Here is a 683-nt window from a genome sequence, read left to right on the forward strand (position 1 = left end):
CCGAGACCCGGCTGTGCCTGGCGGCAGTCTCGCCGAGCGATGGTGAGAACGAAGTCGAGGCCGCGCTCAAGGTCGTCGAACTCATTGATCTTACGGGCAGATTGGTCACCGCCGATGCGCTCCACTGCCACACCCGCATGGCTGCGGCCATTACCCAAAGAGGTGGCGATTACCTGCTTGCGCTGAAGGGCAACCGTCGTCATTGGCTGCGCCGCGCCAACCTGCAACTGGCCGACGCCACCCCTTCCATTGCCGAGCGCACCGAGACCAGCCACGGCCGCAACGAGTGGCGGCAGGCCGAGATCGTGGCGGCGGCCGAGCCGCTGATGCCTGGCCACCAGGCCTTCATCCGCATCACCAGCCGGCGCGATCAGGCCAGACCTTTGATGCGCCTGTTCATGGCCTCCACGCTCATGTCGCCGCAGCGGGCGCTCGACCTCACCAGAGCTCATTGGCAGATCGAGAACGGCCTGCATTGGATGCTCGATGTCCATCTCGATGAGGATCTCAGCCGTGCCCGCAAGGACAATGCTCCCGCCAACACAGCCCTTCTCAATCGCCTCGCCAGAAACATCCTTCAGGCCGCCGATGCTGCCAAAGTTCCCATCAGCCATCGCATCAAGAAATGCGCCTGGAACGACGACTATCTCATCAATGCCATCACTCATATGCGATAGCCCTGC

The 683-nt window shown here is 62.8% G+C and carries 1 protein-coding gene; it reads left to right on the forward strand.

The features are described 5' to 3' along the window. Nucleotides 1–677 (forward strand): ISAs1 family transposase (locus tag NKJ09_RS32450; protein ID WP_352644044.1); only part of this gene is annotated, 677 nt, incomplete at its 5' end. Nucleotides 678–683: the final 6 nt, after the last annotated feature.

This window comes from Mesorhizobium sp. M0189 (genome assembly GCF_040322135.1).
In the GTDB taxonomy this organism is placed as follows: domain Bacteria; phylum Pseudomonadota; class Alphaproteobacteria; order Rhizobiales; family Rhizobiaceae; genus Mesorhizobium.